Source organism: Nocardia sp. alder85J (genome assembly GCF_020176955.2).
GTDB lineage: Bacteria > Actinomycetota > Actinomycetes > Mycobacteriales > Mycobacteriaceae > Nocardia.
The window spans coordinates 330,270-345,684 of sequence record NZ_JAIUCZ020000001.1 but is presented as its reverse complement, the minus strand read 5'-3'; the positions used below and the strand labels follow the sequence as shown (position 1 = coordinate 345,684).

17 protein-coding genes are annotated in these 15,415 nt (G+C 70.2%); 6 read left to right on the top strand and 11 right to left on the bottom strand.

The genetic code is table 11. The features are described from left to right. Nucleotides 1–99 precede the first annotated feature (99 nt). The 3 genes from LBW94_RS01605 to LBW94_RS01595 all read right to left on the bottom strand — a co-directional run bounded on the left by LBW94_RS01605 (nt 100) and on the right by LBW94_RS01595 (nt 1,220). Nucleotides 100–228 carry a hypothetical protein gene (locus tag LBW94_RS01605; RefSeq protein WP_255633888.1) on the bottom strand — a complete coding sequence of 43 codons (129 nt, stop codon included), beginning with the start codon at nt 226–228 and terminating at the stop codon, nt 100–102. Nucleotides 229–253: 25 nt separating this feature from the next. Beyond that, nucleotides 254–592 (bottom strand): cold-shock protein, encoded by a 339-nt coding sequence (locus LBW94_RS01600; protein WP_225055682.1) that lies wholly within the window; start codon nt 590–592, stop codon nt 254–256. A 124-nt stretch (nt 593–716) separates the two neighbouring features. After that, a complete protein-coding gene (locus tag LBW94_RS01595) occupies nt 717–1,220 on the bottom strand; it encodes a hypothetical protein (RefSeq protein WP_225055684.1) in 504 nt (167 codons plus the stop codon). 160 nt (nt 1,221–1,380) lie between these two features. Between LBW94_RS01595 and LBW94_RS01590 the strand changes: the two genes are divergently transcribed. Continuing rightward, nucleotides 1,381–1,860, top strand: a complete 480-nt coding sequence (locus tag LBW94_RS01590; protein WP_225055686.1) for a hypothetical protein — start codon at nt 1,381–1,383, stop codon at nt 1,858–1,860. 18 nt (nt 1,861–1,878) lie between these two features. On the opposite strand, the gene LBW94_RS01585 is transcribed toward LBW94_RS01590, so the two are convergent. Beyond that, on the bottom strand, nt 1,879–2,499 hold the full coding sequence (locus LBW94_RS01585; protein ID WP_225055687.1) for an LppP/LprE family lipoprotein: 621 nt from the start codon (nt 2,497–2,499) through the stop codon (nt 1,879–1,881). 271 nt (nt 2,500–2,770) lie between these two features. Here LBW94_RS01585 and LBW94_RS01580 point away from each other — a divergent pair, with 271 nt between their 5' ends. Next, a complete protein-coding gene (locus LBW94_RS01580; RefSeq protein ID WP_225055688.1) occupies nt 2,771–3,682 on the top strand; it encodes a hypothetical protein in 912 nt (303 codons plus the stop codon). On the opposite strand, the gene LBW94_RS01575 is transcribed toward LBW94_RS01580, so the two are convergent. From LBW94_RS01575 to LBW94_RS01560, 4 genes are all read right to left on the bottom strand, one after another. Beyond that, nucleotides 3,683–4,480 (bottom strand): DUF1266 domain-containing protein, encoded by a 798-nt coding sequence (locus LBW94_RS01575; protein ID WP_225055689.1) that lies wholly within the window; start codon nt 4,478–4,480, stop codon nt 3,683–3,685. A 159-nt stretch (nt 4,481–4,639) separates the two neighbouring features. Next, nucleotides 4,640–5,488 (bottom strand): serine/threonine-protein kinase, encoded by an 849-nt coding sequence (locus LBW94_RS01570; protein WP_225055691.1) that lies wholly within the window; start codon nt 5,486–5,488, stop codon nt 4,640–4,642. Nucleotides 5,489–5,497: 9 nt separating this feature from the next. Then, nucleotides 5,498–6,304: an EI24 domain-containing protein gene (locus tag LBW94_RS01565; RefSeq protein ID WP_225055693.1), complete on the bottom strand. Its 807-nt coding sequence runs from the start codon at nt 6,302–6,304 to the stop codon at nt 5,498–5,500. A 35-nt stretch (nt 6,305–6,339) separates the two neighbouring features. Further along, a complete protein-coding gene (locus LBW94_RS01560; RefSeq protein WP_225055695.1) occupies nt 6,340–6,933 on the bottom strand; it encodes a TetR/AcrR family transcriptional regulator in 594 nt (197 codons plus the stop codon). Nucleotides 6,934–7,098: 165 nt separating this feature from the next. Here LBW94_RS01560 and LBW94_RS01555 point away from each other — a divergent pair, with 165 nt between their 5' ends. The 4 genes from LBW94_RS01555 (at nt 7,099) to LBW94_RS01540 (ending at nt 10,448) form a co-directional block, all read left to right on the top strand. Continuing rightward, nucleotides 7,099–7,545, top strand: a complete 447-nt coding sequence (locus tag LBW94_RS01555; RefSeq protein WP_225056196.1) for a peroxiredoxin — start codon at nt 7,099–7,101, stop codon at nt 7,543–7,545. Nucleotides 7,546–7,659: 114 nt separating this feature from the next. Further along, a complete protein-coding gene (locus LBW94_RS01550; protein WP_225055697.1) occupies nt 7,660–7,932 on the top strand; it encodes a hypothetical protein in 273 nt (90 codons plus the stop codon). 55 nt (nt 7,933–7,987) lie between these two features. After that, on the top strand, nt 7,988–8,665 hold the full coding sequence (locus LBW94_RS01545) for a TetR/AcrR family transcriptional regulator (protein WP_225055699.1): 678 nt from the start codon (nt 7,988–7,990) through the stop codon (nt 8,663–8,665). A gap of 394 nt (nt 8,666–9,059) precedes the next feature. After that, a complete protein-coding gene (locus LBW94_RS01540; RefSeq protein WP_225055701.1) occupies nt 9,060–10,448 on the top strand; it encodes a PucR family transcriptional regulator in 1,389 nt (462 codons plus the stop codon). Between the two features lie 179 nt (nt 10,449–10,627). Here the strand turns inward: LBW94_RS01540 and LBW94_RS01535 are convergent, their stop codons facing one another. The 3 genes from LBW94_RS01535 to LBW94_RS01525 all read right to left on the bottom strand — a co-directional run bounded on the left by LBW94_RS01535 (nt 10,628) and on the right by LBW94_RS01525 (nt 15,382). Next, nucleotides 10,628–11,416: a hypothetical protein gene (locus LBW94_RS01535; protein ID WP_225055702.1), complete on the bottom strand. Its 789-nt coding sequence runs from the start codon at nt 11,414–11,416 to the stop codon at nt 10,628–10,630. Between the two features lie 610 nt (nt 11,417–12,026). Further along, nucleotides 12,027–12,983 carry an alpha/beta hydrolase family esterase gene (locus tag LBW94_RS01530; protein WP_225055703.1) on the bottom strand — a complete coding sequence of 319 codons (957 nt, stop codon included), beginning with the start codon at nt 12,981–12,983 and terminating at the stop codon, nt 12,027–12,029. A 248-nt stretch (nt 12,984–13,231) separates the two neighbouring features. Continuing rightward, nucleotides 13,232–15,382 (bottom strand): TerD family protein, encoded by a 2,151-nt coding sequence (locus LBW94_RS01525; RefSeq protein WP_225055704.1) that lies wholly within the window; start codon nt 15,380–15,382, stop codon nt 13,232–13,234. Nucleotides 15,383–15,415: the final 33 nt, after the last annotated feature.

Below are 15,415 nucleotides of genomic sequence, written 5' to 3'. Positions count from 1 at the left end.
ACACCCCCAGCCGCCGACCAGCCGAACGCCGCAGGACCGGCACCAGGGTTCATCGCGGCTGTGCCCGCGGATTGCCGGTCGGCCCTCGATACCGCGTGATCAGGACGTCCGGCGGTTCACCGCGGTGAAGACCGGCTCACCCGCCATGACTCCCGCACCGACCGCGACGAGCAGCGGCTCCCGGCCCGCGAGACCGGCGAAAACAACGATCGCACCGACGAGCAACATGCGACGGGACCCTTCGGTAGGCGATTCACGGTTCGCGGATGTCCCCGCCCGGGACCGTGCCGTCCGGCGGAGGTACGAGTTCGACCTGCGCGGCCTCGAGGCCGTGCCTGGTCTCGCAGGTCGTGTAGGTGATCCGCTGTCCGGCGGTCAGCAGCCGGTAGCCCGGTGTGCCGAGGGCGGTGTGGCGGACGAACACCGCCGCACCGCCGTCGACCGGCGCCACGAATCCGAACCCTTTGGCCTCGTCGTACCAGACCACCTCACCGCGTATCGCCCGCTTCTCGACCACGGCGGCGCCGACCGGCTGCGGCGGCGCGGCGACGAGCAGCGGCGAGGCGGCCGGTTCTCTCAGAGCTGCGGTCATGGATATCGCGCCTCCTCGCTGTTCCGTGCGCCGGTCGCCGGACATTGTGTGTGCGATGTTCCCCGACTTCCGCACGGCAAACACACCGGCAACACCCGATGTCGGCGGCCTGCGAGGGCGCTGGTCAGCGGATGGTGACGAAGATGTCCTCGGCGGTGAGCAGCCGCCGGGACAGTCCCTGCTCGTGGTGGTAGCGCAGGAAGGTGTCGACGGCCTTGCGGTTGGCCTCGAGGCCGTAGGGCCACCAGTCCTCGCCCAGCAGCGCGCGGTTCTCCGCGAACAGCGCGCTGAACCAGGGGGTGATCACGGCCATGTGCCGCTTCGCCGCATTGGCCCGATAGTGCTCCTGCACAATGTCCTTGGCCTCGCAGAACGCGCGGTAGATCGCCTCCGCCAGGCCGGGCGTCCCGGCCAGTTCCCGACGGATCGCGACCACGTGCATCATCGGGAAGATGCCGGTGCGGCGGTAGTAATCCCGTTCCACCGCTTCGTAATCCACGAACAGCCGCCGGATCAGCGGCGAGGTGTCCAGGGTGACGTCGACGCCATCGATGGTGACCCGCCCGTCGAACAGCGGTTCGGTGTGCTCGTACCGGTAGACGCCCAGCTCGAGCTTCGGATCGGTCATCACGGGACTCCTTCTCGCCACAGGTCGCTCTCCGTGACCGAGTATCCGATGAGCGAGATCAATTCGGGGACCGCGGAATTCCCCGAGGGGCGGAAGCCGTGTCGGGCCGCGCAGGACGGGTAGTTCGTCACTACTCGCAGCCCACACCCAGGAGGCTTCCATGCCGGACAGCATCGCCGGTTCGCTCATCCCCACACCGGTCCATCCCACCACGCCCGACGCCGGACTCCCCGCCGAACTCGACGCCGACGTCCTGGCACCCGCCGATCCGACTGTCTCCGAACGCATCCGGTCCGACTTCCAGGCGGCCGCCGCCACGATCGCCGCGGTGACCCTGCTGGGCATCATCGGTGTGGCACAGACCCTCGAGGGCATCTCCGCGATCACCACCACCGGTCAGTGGGACACCACCGGCTGGGGGATCGCGCACATCCTCCTCGGCGCGCTGCTGGTCGCGGCGGCCGCGGCCCTGTGCACCGGCCGCACCTGGGCACACGCGACGGCGATCGTCGTGGCCGTGGTGGCCATCGCCGCGAATCTGTCGTGGCGGATCTACGATCCGGCCTGGTCGGTCCTCATCATCGTCCTCGACGCGCTCATCATCGGCGCCGTCGTCCTCCGGCACCGCCGCACCCGCTGACCCGATACCGGCGCGGCGCTACTTCGGATCGAGGACCTCGGGCGGAAAGTCCCGGTCCGGGGTGATCGTATGACCGTCCGCCCCCAGGGTGAGCGTCACGACCACCGGACCACCCGTCGGACAGCAACTGGGGTCGCTGGCCCCCAGCCATCGGTACTGGACCCGGACACTGCGATCAGACGACCCGACCACCTGCGTATAGGCCGTCCAGTGCTTGGTCGCGGTCCCCAGGAATCCCGCGTGATCGAACAGCAGGACGTGCCACGGCGAACTGGCCGTCCCGCCCTCCGTATCGGCCAGCACCCACAGCAGCGCCGGACACGAACCGACAGGCGCGTCGGTCCCGCTGGACGCGAGAAACCCGCGCCCGCCGACACTCTCGCCGATCTTGCCCAGCGCGGCGGTCACCACCGGTGATGTCAGATCCACACATTTCCCGTTGCCCGCGGTGGCGGGCGCACCGGCCCGGGCCGGTGTCGAACCCGGCGTCCGCACGACGGCACTCGTCGGCGCCGCGCTCGCCGCCACGGTCGTCGCCGACGCCGACCCCGCCGACTTCGGCACACTCGTCTCGTCCTGACACGCCGTCAGCAATGCCAGCGCCACAGCCGCGATCGATACTCCGGCGATCCGCTTCATGGGATTCCCTCTTCCCTCGGTGCTACGAGTATTTCGCGAATCACCCGCGAACCGTTGCGCTTCTGTTCGGACGGACCAGCGACTACGCGGCCGGGCCGCATCCTGGATTTCCTCCCGGAGCCCTACCGTGGCCGGATCGAATCCCACAAGGTCGGGTCCACCATCTTCTCCGCCGCTCCCGATTTCGCACACGCCGTACAACCACACCGAATACAAGGAGGCGGCCCGCATCGAGCGGGCCGATGGGTAGGCTGCTGTTCGACGCGGCCGAGTGGCCGGGCAGGGGGGCTGGATCATGCTCGAGGTGTGGGGGCGGCGGAACATCATCCGGTTCGGGGCGGGGCGGCTGGTCACCCAGCCGTTGCAGGCCGACGACGATACGGCGCTCGATGTGCCCGTCTCCGAGTTGCGCCGGGCCCGGCTCGCCACCACCGACGACGGGCGCATCGCGGTGCTGTTGTTCTTCCGGTCGCCGGAGTTCGTGGTGAACGGGGTTGCCACCGAGCATCATCCGGTGCCACTGTTCCTGGAGCCGGAGGTGCGGGAGCAGGCCGCCGAACTAGTGCGGGCCGTCGAGCGGGAACTGCTGGACGCCCAGCGCTTCTCGCCGTCGCGGCCGGATTTCACGCCACCGCCGCTGGAGCCCTCACCGCACGGCCCGATGCGGCGGGACGTCACCTGGGCCGCGCAGCGCATGCGTTCCACGGCCCATACGCTGCGCGAGATCACCGCCGTGCAGACCATCGCGCGGCCGGACGAGTACGTGCTGGAGCTGGCGCAGGCCGGCTATGCCGGTATGCCGGGCCTGATCGCGATCACCACCGTGCGGTTGCTGTTCGTCAGCGCCGCAACGGTTCACGAACTGCCGGTCGCGGCGCTGGACCGCGCGGAGGTGGTGGATCCGCCAGCGCCCGGTGTGGTGGCGACCCTGCGGGTCCGGGCCCACTCCACCGTCCTCGAGTTCATCGACTGGGTACCAATGGATTTCGCGCGGTTCGCCGAGGCGCTGCGGCTGGCCTGCGAGGTCCAGCACGTCGACGGATCGGTCGTCGCGGCGCGGCCGTCCTCGGCGGATCTGTTCGCCGAATGGCAACTGCTGGTGGAACACCGCCGCCTCGGCATGGTCGAGGACGAGCCGTTCCAGCGCCAGGCCGCCGGCATCCTGCTGGCCACGACGAGCTGACTACGGCTCGGACGCTCCGAAGATCGGAGTGCCCGGATGCAGCGCGACCCGTCGCCACGGGCTCGACGGCCGGGTGTACAAGCCGAGCATCATGTCCCGGCGCTCACCCACCTGTTCCCGCGCGGCGGCCAGATCCCGGGTCGCCGCCCAGAAGATCGCTCCGGTCAGGAAGCCCGAGACGAACTGCCGCCAATTGCGGTAGTGCTCCTGCGCGATGGCGAGTCCGGTGAGCATATGTTCCCACGCTTCGTCCTCGGCGAGATAGCCCGCGGTGTGCGCGGAGCGGGCGATGAACACCACCCGGGCCAGATCCCACGCGGTGGCATCGGTGTTCAGCGGCTGCGGCAAACCCTCGACGATGCCGAGTTTGAGGGCCTGCAACCACGCGTCGTAGTCCCGGTCGAGTCCGGCCGCACCCTCGTAGCCCCGGAACTGGGACAGGATCTGGAGGAATTCCCGATGCCCCGCGGCCAGTCCGGGCCGGCCGGGAATGTAGGACTCCCCCGCCGCGGTCACCGCCAGCGGATGGATCAGCGTGAACAGCGGCGCGTGCATACCCGCGAGCAGCCGCCGGATGGTGTCGCGGGCGTCCTCGGCGTTGTCGACGCCCCAGGCCTCGTGCAGGGCCTCGATGGTCGCCTCGCGCCGGGTCTCCGAGCTGCCGGGCAGGTCCGGCGCGAAGGCGACCGTGTCGTTGTAGGCCCGCCAACTGCGGCAGTAGTACGCACCGAGGGCCAGCGCCCGGATCCGGTCGTCGGAGATGTCGGCGCCGGACCACAGGTCGCGCCTCGAACTCACCTCGGACATCGGAAATCCGGTGATCCGCACAGCGCCGCCCGGTCCCACCTCGACCACCAGCCCTACCCCCCTCGCACCCGCGGACACCGAATCCTGCGGGCCAATTCTAACGGCCGGTCCGCCCCCCACCGGCACACAGCCCGGCCTCCCGGACCACCCTTATCCGGACGGATCGATATCGCGTAATGCGTGGCCGATCAACCGAATCGGTTCCGCACAGGACCCGTACCGGGCCCGCGAATCCTTCGCGAGCGATTTGTCCAGAATGGAGGCGACCGCATGCGGAATCCAATGCTGCCGCCGCGACACGTCCGGCGGCTCGGCGGACACCTGGGCCCGCGCGATCGCGTACCGGCTCGACCCCGGAAACGGCGGTCGCCCGGAGAGCAGCTCCACCGCCGAGCACGCCAGCGCGTACTGATCGGTCGCCGGCCCCAGCCGCCCACCGCGCAACAATTCCGGCGCCGCGTACGGAACCGAGGCGACGACGAACCCGTCCCGCACCCCCGACGGCTCGTCGAACCGCCGCGCCGACCCGAAGTCCGTCAACTTCACCGACGCCGGATCTGTCTGGTGCACAAGCATATTCGCCGGTTTGACATCCAGGTGCAGCACACCCCGCCCGTGCAGATAGTCCAGCGCATCGGCGATATCGGCGAGCACCTTCAGCACCACCGCCAAATCCCGGCTGTCGTGCAACGCGGGAGCCAGTGCCGAAGCCGCCACCCCCTCCACATACTCCGCCGCCAGCCACAGCCGCCCCGCGACTTCCCCATGCCCCCACACCCGCACGATATCCGGATGATCCAGTCCCGCAGCGATCTCGAACTCGTGCAGGAACCGGGCCCGCCCCGCCGCCGACCCACTCTCCTCCGCCCCGAGCACCTTCAGCGACACCACCCGCCCCCGCGCCACCTCCTCGGCGAGATACACCTCACCACTACCCCCGGCCCCCAGTAACGCCCGAACAACGAACCCGCCGAACCGATCCCCCGGCTGCACCAACACCACCCCACCCTAAGCCGTCGGTTCCCCAGCCGGATCCGCGGCAGCCCGTCCGTCGGCGGCCTCGCGAATATCGTCCTCGGCGAGTAGATCTCGGGCCAGGAGGGTGGCGCCGGCGACCGCGCCCGGCATGAGGAGGACGGCGACGAACGGGATGAGGAAGGCGGCGGCCAGGGGGGCGCCGAAGCCCCAGACCAGGGCTTTGCGGGAACGCAGGAGGGTCAGTCGGTCTCGGAGGGCGATCGAGCGGCGTTGCAGGGCGATCGCGGTCAGTTCCTCGGTCAGGAAGAATCCGGTGACCAGGATTGCGGCCACGGGAACGACGGTCTGACCGACCACCGGCAGGAAGCCCAGGGCGAACAGCAGGATGCCCCACAGGGCGGTGCGGACCAGGATTCGCAGGCTGTCGCGGGCGGAGATCCACAGTTGCCGCCACAGCGGCAGATCGGATTCGGGGGCGGTGCCGTCCGGCGCGACCGAGCGGTCCACCCGCGCCGACAGCGTTTCGTAGACGGGCTGGCCGAGCAGCAGGGTCACCGCGGTGAAGCAGGCCACGGCCAGGGACAGGAACAGGACGAAGATCAGGACCGTGAGCAACCCGCGGATCAGGCCCGGCCACGGGCTGGGCCAGTGGCCGGCGAAGGTCGTCAGGGCCGTGGACAGGTCGTAGCCCCAGGTGATGAGGGCGGCCAGGGTGGCCAGATACAGCAGCAGGGTGAAAACGCCGGGCAGCAGGCCGAATCGGTAGTCGCGGGCATGCCGGGCCATCCACCGCTGACCGTTCAGCAGGTAGGTGAAGCCCGCCCCGAAATCTCGCACGGCGCACAGCGTAGCGGGGCGGGGCGCGCTCGGCTTCAGACGCCGGAACCGAAGGCGCCGACCATGAATTCGATGACGGCCTCCTGCGCCCGGGGGTCGAGGACGGCGGCCGGTCCGGTGAATCCGGCGCGGGCGAGGATCATGCCGGTGAAGGCCTCGGCGGCCAGTGCCGGATCGAGCGTGGCGGCGATCTCGCCGCGACGCTGCGCGGCCCGGAAGACCTCCTCGACGACGGCCATGCACCGATCGATCGAGTCGCGGCGGAACGCGGCGTAGATGGCCGGATAGTCCTGGGCCTCCTGCATACACCGTTGCAGGATCTCGATCCGGGGGCTGGTGAACACCGCGGCCACGGCGGGCATGAGGGCACGCAGATCCGTGCGCAGCGTGCCGGTGCCGGGCACGATCAGACCGGCGGCCAGCGTGCCGAGGGCGTCGACGACGAGTTGGTCGCGATCGGGCCAGCGGGTGTAGATGCCGCGCTTGTCGATGCCCGCCCGCGCGGCGACGCTGTTGGTGGCGAACCCGGCGATCCCGCGCTCGGCCAGCTCCTCGACGGCGGCCTGGAGTACGCGGGTATCGATCGAGGGGTCGCGGCGGCGGCCACGCCGTGGTGTCGATGCTCCCATTGCCAACTCCGAGTAATTGATGCACCATAGTAGTGCATTAATTGATGCGGGCCGATCCGGATCCGGCATCGGCAGGGAGATCAACTATGCCACCCACAGCGGTCCGGCCGCTGCCGGTGGCCGGTGCGACACCAATTCAGCCATACCACAGGAGAATTCGAGATGTTGCAAGTGGGCGACCAGGCACCCGACTTCGAGTTGCTCGACCAGCGCGGCGAATCCGTTCGGCTGAGCGAGCTACTGACCAAGGGTCCGGTGGTGCTGTTCTTCTACCCGGCCGCACTGAGTCCCGGATGCACGCGGGAGGCCTGTCACTTCCGTGACATCGTCGGCGAATTCGCCGAGCGCGGCGCCGCCATCCTGGGCATCAGCGCCGACGACGTCGACAAGCAGAAGCGGTTCGACGACACCCACAGCCTCGGCTACCCGCTGCTCGCCGACACCGATTCGACCGTCGCGCGCGCCTACGGCCTCAAGCGCCGCATCCCGGGCATCCCGGCCAAGCGCGGCACCTTCGTCATCGGCGCCGATCAGCGCATCGTCGCGGCCATCCACAGCGAGCTGAACATGAACATCCACGCCGACGAGGCGCTCGGCGCACTCGCGCACTGACGTCCGCGCGGTCGTCGGAACATCTTGGCGCACACCGACTCCGGTGAGGCGTGACAAGTAATGTCATCCGCCGATCGGGCTGTGGCGGGACACCCACCGGCGTACCGTGACCCGGTGCGCAGCGGCGGCCCGGTGGTGCTCGTCGGACTCGGCACACCCGAGGTCACCTTCACCACGAACGATCTCGTCGCCCGCCGGGCGACCCTGGCCGGGTCCACTCCCCTGGGCAACCCCGCCGACGTCGAGGCGGTGCTGAACATGATCGCCACCGGCGAGCCGACCATCGCGGTACGGACGATCGGCTTCGACGACATTCCCGGCGGCCTCGCCGAACTCGCGGCGGGCCGGGTGTCCGGACGCCGGCTGGCGGTATCGCCCGCGGCCTGACCGCCGTGGTCGGTGAACGGCGGTGCGGCCCACCGGATGCGGTTACGGTGGGCCGGTGACATCTGTGACTTCCGGTGGCAGGCAATACGGTGGCCGGTCGGTCGCCGATCGGCGCGCCGAGCGTGAGCAGCGTTTCGTGACCGCCGCGATCCGCCTGTTCGCGGAGCGCGGCTACTCCCGATGCTCGCTGGCCGATGTCTGCGCGGCCGCCGGATTGTCGAAACGCCAGTTCTACGAGGTGTTCCAGACCCGCGAAGATGTGCTGATCGCCGCTTACGACCGGATCCAGGACGAGGCTGCCGCCGCGGTCACCCGCGCGCTGGCGGCCCTGGGCGAGAATCCCGATCCGCACGCCGCGGTCACGGCGGTGTTCACCGCCTATCTGATGTCGTTCACCGGCGATCCGTATCGGCCGAAACTGACGCTGATCGAGTCGGTCGGCGTCAGCGACCGGGTCGAGCAGCACCGCCGCGAACGCCGCCGGATGTGGGCCCACCTGCTGACGATGGCCGCGGCCCCCGTCGCGGGTCGCGGCCGCCGCTCGCGCGGCACCGTGCAGTTGGCGGCGGCGGCACTGATCGGCGCCAGCAACGGCGTCGTCCAGGAATGGCTGCTGGCCGACCCTCGCCCGCCGCTGACCGATCTGCTCGAGGTCCTCGTCCCGACCGCCCTGGCCTTCATCGATCCGGCCGGCGACCGGACCGCGGTGCAGCAACATTCCGACAAACTCTGAGACCATGCGGTTTCGCAATATTGCCGCAGGTCTCCGATTGCGTTGCACCACCTGATCTTTCCTCGCCCGATTCCGGGAAAAATGTGAGACCGAACGGCCTCAACGCCTAGAGAAACCGTGTTACTGTTCGAGGGATCGCAGGACGCCCGGACATCTCGTCGGCCGCCACCGCGAGGCGGGACACCGCAGCGACGGCGCCGCGGTGGCGTTCAGGGAGTGTTGCGATGAACAGACGATGCGGCCGCCGAATCTGGTCCCCGATCGGTCGCCGCGTCGCCGGCGCACCCGTGACCGAGAGCAGCTGAGCACTCGGCTACCGGCGAGCATCCTCGCCGCCCGTCCCCGCCCGGCTCGCCGGACCGTCCACCGTTTCTTGCGCACTTCGAGGTGACCCATGACGATTTCGCAACCGGAGGTGACAGCGCCTGCCGCCCGCGGTGCCGGCTTTCCGCTGCGCCGTCCGCCCGCGCGCGGGAAAGTGCCCGCACCGCAACGCGATCACACCGGCCCCGCCCCCGATACGGTGCGCAGGCTGACCGAAGCCCTGGCGGCCTGCGGCGCACTGCCGAGCCGGCTCGTGGCCGGCCGGAACCAGGAACCGGCGGCCGCCGGGCTCGACGGCTACCGGCCCCTCCCGCAGCTTCCACTGCTCGGCCCGGCGGCCGCCCGGTGGGCCCGGGACAACGTGCCGCTCGACGCCCTCCTCCACGCCGTATACGCCGACGCCGGCACCGTGCTGGAGCACGCCGCCGCGGCCGCGACACCCCGCTCCGCGACCCGGGCCGACCTGGACCGCCTCCGCCACACCGGCCACGCGCTCGGCGCGGCGATGCGCACCATCACCACCACCCTCACCGCCGCCTACCTGCGGGAACTTCAGGCCATGGCGGCCGAGCAGCACGCCCGGGCCCTCGCCGCGGCACTGCTCGGCCGGCAACAGCACACCCCCGAGAAGACCGACGCCGTCCCGCCGGCGTCCCGCTATGCCGTTGTCGCGGTACACATTCCGCACCCATCCCGGCGATCCACCCCGGACGCCCGCGACGAGGCGGTGGCCCGGCTGCGCCGAGTCCACGCCGCGCTGGCCCTCTACTACGGCGAACCCACCCCGGCGCTGCTGAGTGTCCACGGCGGGACGATCCTGATCCCGTGCGATCCCGCCGCCGGCGACGACCTGGACGCGCTGCTGGCCGCACTCGACGAGGCCGCGCGCCTGCCGTTGCTCGCCGCCGTCGTGATCAGCGGCCACGACGGCATCGCCGCGGCCGCCGACCACGCGCACCACCTGCTCGACACGGTCATCCGGGCCGGCGCCGCCCGGGGCCTGCACCGGCTGGAAGACCTGGCCGTGGAATATCAACTGGCCCAACCGGGTCCGGGCCGCGACGCGGTGGCCGCGATCCTCGACCGGGTCGAGGACCACCCCGAACTGATGACCACCCTGCGTGCCCACCTCGCCAACAACAGTCAGCGCCGGGTGACCGCGCTGCAACTGCACATCCACCCCAACACCCTCGACTACCGGCTGCGGCGCATCGCCCAGCTCACCGGCTACAACCCCGCCCAGAGCGCCGGGACCTGGCGATTGCAGACGGCCCTGGCCGCCCGCGGCTACCTCGTCACCCCGGGCATGGGGCCCACTCCGCCCGCCCTGCCGGTCCCGCTCGGACCCGGCGACATCCCGGCAGCGGCCGTGACCACAGGCCCCGCGGAACCGGACCGGGCCGGGCACGAATCCACCGCCGACCGCGGCATACCCGACCTCACGACGCCGGCACGGTGAGGTAGGCAGCAGCGCCGTTCGATCGTGCGGGAGCAGAGCATGTCCGCCGAGCTGATCAACCGCCGGATCCTGTTGCGCCGCCGGCCGCCGCGCCGATCCGAATCACGGCCCGGGACCCGTCACAGCAGCCCGATCTGGATCGGATCGGTCACTGCCGCAACGGGTTTCGCGCTATCGGATCACTTGGCCGGGGCCGGCTGGGCCGGGTCCACGCAGTACGCACCCGCACCCGTGCAGGGAGCGGTCACCGTGGTGAAGTACTGGTAGGCCGACCACAGCACGACCGGACCGGTCACCAGCGCTGTACCGGCCAGTGAACCGAGGCTGCCGATCGTGGCGGCGCCGGCGACGCAGCCGACCAGCGCGCCCGGCACCACGCCGGCCAGCAGGGTGGTGATGGCGGTGGACACCGAGCCCACCACACCGCCCGCGACACAACCCACGGTGAGACCGACCAGCGCACCGATCGCGGCGCCCGCCACCGAGGCCACACCGGCCCGGGAGGCGAACAGGCCCAGTGCGCTGGAGTCCCGCGGCGTGAACGATTCGGCCACGTCCTGCGCGCGGGAGACGTCGTGCCCCCTGGCGATATCGGCCGGGGTGATCGGATCCACCACCGGCCGACCGTCGGTCGACGACGGGGTCAGGCGCACGGAATGCGCACCGATCTCGGCCGCGATCGGGAAGACCTGGTCGTCCTTGCGATAGGTCAGCGGCAGCGAATCATTGAATCGCCCTCGGGTGTCGGTGACGACCACGCTGTCGCCGACCGTCTGGAACGCGCCGTCGGGGGCGGTGACGACCAGCGAGCCGCCGTCGCGGTCGAAGGTGAAATGAACGCCGTTGAGTTCCGCGGTCCGGTGCTCCGACACCGGTTGCGGCGCCTGCAACGGTTCGGCGTGGCCGGTACCGGCGGCGATGCTCACGGCGCCGACGATCAGTGCCGCGCCCGCAGTGAATTTCCTCATCTGTTTTCTTTCTTTCATCGGATCACGAGCCGGCGGTGGCGCGTCAATACGCCACGCCACCACCGACTCCGGCCATCCGGGCGGACCGCTGCCCGCGGTCTCGCCCGAATTACTCGCCCCGGACCAGGCGATATCGCCCTGCCATCCCCATGCCGGCGCCCTGCTCCGACCTGGTCGGAGCAGGGCGAAGAAAGCCTTGCCCGAGACGAATTCTCGAATTCCCCGGCCGTCATGGGACAGCGCTGGAGAAAGTGCTACTGCGGCCGAATTGCCGAATCGGTTCGACTCGGTCGCGTCGGCCGTCGGCGCGCCGGGAACCTGCCCGGGCCGGCGCGCCGGATGTCAGTCGATCGTTCCCACACCAGCCCTCATCACGTGAAATGAAATTTCACACATCTGCCCTTGTGTGAATTTTCGGTACGCAACGGATGCTGGCCGAAGAAGATGAACACCGGCCTACCCGGTGGAGAAAATTCGCTGGCGCAACGATGGACACTGTCGGGCCGCGATCCCGCGCATCCGGCGCCACAGACGACAAAAGCGCTGGTCGACCGGTACGGGACCGGTCGACCAGCGCGGGTACTGCGATTCGGCGGCTGCCGAGGGGAACTCAGAGCGTGCCGAAGAACTGCCAGATCACCGCGGCGGCGTCGAACTGGTGGCTGACCTTGCCGATGATCGCCTGCGGCAGGTACTGCCTACCGCCGGGCCAGGTGTGCCCGCCGTCGGTGACCGAATAGAGCTGCACCTGACTGCCGTTGCGGCAGCCGGTCGTCACCGACACCGTGACGGTCGTGCCGTCGTGGGCGGTATCGGGCAGGTCGCTGACCGCCGGAGCCGTGGTGCACCCGTCGAGGGTGCGCCACTGCTGCTGATTCGCGTCGACCGGCAGCACCGGGACGGCCCCGGCCCGGCCGTTGCCGCCGCTGGTGACCCGGACCGGACCGCCGTTGTAGGGCACGATCGGATCCCCGGTGCCGTGGATCTCGAGGACCGAAACCGGTTGCGCCGGTTGACAGGCCGTCGCGCCCGGCTGCGAGAGGGTGCCGGCGACCGGCGCGATGGCGGCGATCCGGCCCGCGAGCCGGCAGCCCAGATCCTCGGTGAAGATCGCGCCGTTGGACATTCCGGTGGCGTAGATCCGGGCCGGGTCGGCATGATCGTCGGCGATCAGGCGATCGATGATCGTCGACACGAATCCGACGTCGTCGATCCCGGCCGCGCCGGCCTTGGTGTCGGCACCCCGGGTGTCGCTCCACGACCGCTCGTACCCGGCCGGATAGACCGCGATGAATCCGGCGGCGTCGGAGAGCTGGTCGAAGCCGCTGTCGCGCTCCATCTCCTGCGCGGTCCCGCCACCACCGTGGAACGCCAGCACCACCGGCAGCGGCCCGGCCGCCGGGCGAGCCGGTGCGTGCACAAGGTATTCCCGCTGGTGGCCGCCGACATCGAGGGTCACCGTCGTCCCCTCGGCCGCGTGCACCCGACCGGCGCAGCCGGCGACGGACCCCACGGCCACACCCACCGATACCGCCACCATCGCCGCCGCTGCGCGCCGTCGCATCATCGTGCCTTCTCCCGCCGTCGCCGATACCGAGCACCGACGCTACGGCCGGCCCATTGCCGAATCGGGAACGTTTCGATGTGAAGACGATGAGAAATGCCGAACGGCGCAGGTCGGGCCGGCGGAGTGACGAGGATGTCACCCCGGCCCGCGGTACCCGATGGGCGGTGAGGAGAGCGAGAACGCTGGAGCAATCCCAATGGGTTAGAAGGAAGCCTTCCCATGGCCTCACCGTCGATCAGCCTACCGGATCAGCCCGGGATCAGCCCACCGAGATTCGCGGGGGTGACGACCACCGAGCCCTCCGGGAGCTTCTCCGGGCGCTCCAGCCCGATGTAGGTGACCGGTTCGCCGACGGTGTCGGGTTCCCCGATCCGGGCGTCCACCAGCTCCGCGAGGTAACCCACGGTCAGGTAGCGGCGGGCGAGGATGCTGCGGACGAGATCCGTTGTCGTGGCCCGGTTGTTCTCCACCTGGTTGAATCCCGGATCCCCGGTCAGGTACAGATGCAGCCAGACCGCTTCCCAGCCGTCGGCGTCGCGGACGAAAACCAGTGGCAGCGCCACCCGGCCCTGGCCGCGCAGCTCGGACTTCATCCGCACGGTCCGCGGCTCGTAGGGCGCGCCCTCCTCGCTCGCGTCGCGGATCATGTATCCGAAGAACGACTCCGCCACCTGCTCGAAGCCCTCACCGTCGTAGATGTTCACCTGCGGCACAACGACACTCGACGGGATCAGCGGCAAGGTCAGGTCGATGAACTCCGACGCGCCCTCCGGCGCCGACGTGATGTCGCCGGAGTGACGGCCACCGAGGGTGCCCAGGTTGGTGAACGACAGCTGCGCCGGATTGCGGAAATCGCTGTCCAGCAACAGCGCCGACAGATCGAAGTCGGTGCGCTGCCGGGCCTGCCGCCAGTGGACGAAGAACCGCAGCAGCTCACCGTCGACCCTCGACCGCGATCCCCGCGGCAGCGTCCCGAACCCGGAGGCGACCGACTTCCCCGAGATCGGCAGCGCCACATCCAGTATCGCCGGATCGACCACCCAGCGGGGGCCGGTGAGGCGCTCGCGGAGGTGACCGTCCAGCGCCGCGGTCAGCGTGGCGACCACCTCGTCCGCGATCGGCGGGCGGGTGTCGTCGGCGATGTGGCCGCGGGCGTGGCGGTTGACGAACACCCGCCGGCCACCGGCGGACCGATCGGCCAGATGCTCACGCAGCGACAGCAGTACACGGCCGGACACTCGGGATGCGCTGTCCGCGAGCCGATTCGCGATCGCCTGCTGCCCGGTGGCGGTGGCGGTGGCCCGCAGCAGCCGATCCGCCGACCGGTACAGCATTCCGGGCGCCGACCGCTGCAACAGCGCCGCCGCCGCATCCGGCTCGCCGGCGCCGAGCAACTCCTCCACCCGCGAGGCCGTCGACCGCACCCGCTCGTCGCCGCGCGCCACAGCGAACACCTCGCCCGCGTGCGGCCACTGCGGGAACTCGTGCGGATGCAGGCGCTCGCCGAGCCGCTTCCACTGCTCCCGATAGCGATTCACGTCGGCGAGCGCATCCCGGTTCGCCGCGATCACGCCGTCGAGCGCGGCCAGCAACCCCCGCCGCGTCGCGCGGCCGAACGGCCGGAATCGGGTCGGCTGGGCCAGCGTCACGTCACCGTCGGAGAGCGCGCACGCCAGTCGCAGCACATCGGTCACCGTATTCGCCAGAACCGGCGCACCCGCGGCCAACCGCACGGCATTGATCAGCGCCCGGTTCTCTCGCACCGGAATGTCCTGCGGCTGAACCTCATCGGAGGCGCACCGCGCGGCCAGCACCCGCAGCGCGGCGCGATCGTCGTCGTTACCGGGCGTGGTCGCCCCGGCCATCCGCAGGTAGAGTTCCCGCGCCGCCACGACCGGATCCCCTCCGCGCGCAAGGACTGTCACCCGATCCCCGGCGCCGTGGACGAATTCCGCATGGGCGGCCAGCATTTCGTCGTAGCTGTGCAGATATCGGCCGTAGCGCGGCAGGCTCAGCAGGTTCAGCGTGCCGAGCAACGCGGTCTCACCGTGGACGCGGGCCGCCGCCTCCGGATCAGCGAGCGCCTCGAGCAGGCATTCGGTCCAGAACTCCATCGTGTCCGGCACATTGCGCGGGAAGTCCCGGAAATAGACATTGTGCTGAACGTGATCGCCGACCAGCCGGCGGACCGTGTCGAGCACCCGCACCGCGAGATCGAGCACCGCACCGGCCGACAGCGCGCACAACCCGGCGAACAGCTCGGGTGAGAGCTTGAATCCCACCGACATCAGGGCCGCATCGAACTGGCGGGCCACGGCCGAACCGTCACCCGCCGGTCCGTCCGGTATCGGAACACACAGTGTCCGCTCGATGATCAGTCGCTCGACATCGGTACTCATGAGGGCAGTCTCCCCTGCTTTCCCGCGTCCGTC

Bases quoted from the DNA above. Each gene is read 5' to 3' on its own strand.
- LBW94_RS01530 (WP_225055703.1), bottom strand. From the start codon at position 12,983: ATGATGCGACGGCGCGCAGCGGCGGCGATGGTGGCGGTATCGGTGGGT.
- LBW94_RS01560 (WP_225055695.1), bottom strand. From the start codon at position 6,933: ATGGGAGCATCGACACCACGGCGTGGCCGCCGCCGCGACCCCTCGATC.
- LBW94_RS01605 (WP_255633888.1), bottom strand. From the start codon at position 228: ATGTTGCTCGTCGGTGCGATCGTTGTTTTCGCCGGTCTCGCGGGCCGG.
- LBW94_RS01535 (WP_225055702.1), bottom strand. From the start codon at position 11,416: ATGAGGAAATTCACTGCGGGCGCGGCACTGATCGTCGGCGCCGTGAGC.
- LBW94_RS01590 (WP_225055686.1), top strand. From the start codon at position 1,381: ATGCCGGACAGCATCGCCGGTTCGCTCATCCCCACACCGGTCCATCCC.
- LBW94_RS01595 (WP_225055684.1), bottom strand. From the start codon at position 1,220: ATGACCGATCCGAAGCTCGAGCTGGGCGTCTACCGGTACGAGCACACC.
- LBW94_RS01540 (WP_225055701.1), top strand. From the start codon at position 9,060: ATGACGATTTCGCAACCGGAGGTGACAGCGCCTGCCGCCCGCGGTGCC.
- LBW94_RS01525 (WP_225055704.1), bottom strand. From the start codon at position 15,382: ATGAGTACCGATGTCGAGCGACTGATCATCGAGCGGACACTGTGTGTT.
- LBW94_RS01600 (WP_225055682.1), bottom strand. From the start codon at position 592: ATGACCGCAGCTCTGAGAGAACCGGCCGCCTCGCCGCTGCTCGTCGCC.
- LBW94_RS01585 (WP_225055687.1), bottom strand. From the start codon at position 2,499: ATGAAGCGGATCGCCGGAGTATCGATCGCGGCTGTGGCGCTGGCATTG.